Genomic DNA, 462 nt, shown 5'->3' on the forward strand with positions numbered 1-462 from the left:
CATTTTTATTTTACTAAATGGCTTGCCTATTTGCACGTATTGTGTAATAAAGAGATGTTCGTCTACTTTCGAATAACAACTAATCTGAGCATTGCAAAACAGAAGCCGTGTCAAGAAATTGACACGGTTTTAATGCATTTAAATGGATAGAGAAAAGCCCCCTCATTATAGAAGAAAGCCCTGTTACGTAAATACATAACAAGGCTTTCATGACTTTTCAATTTCTCAGGTCATACAAGATGTAGTATATTATGTGTAAAATTACAAGCGTTAACATACAAAAAAACCGCGTTATATAAAAAATAACACGGCTTTTTTAGAGATTCTTTAAAAGAATATCATTTAATTCTAAACGGTGAAAATACAACGCCATCACGACGTTGCAAAAGAAAGCTTTTTACACTTTCTATACTTAAACTATAATGCACTCTTTTTATTTATTCAAATTGAAAAAAACATACT

The sequence above is a fragment of the Bartonella rattimassiliensis 15908 genome, from assembly GCF_000278215.1.
Classification (GTDB): Bacteria; Pseudomonadota; Alphaproteobacteria; order Rhizobiales; family Rhizobiaceae; genus Bartonella; species Bartonella rattimassiliensis.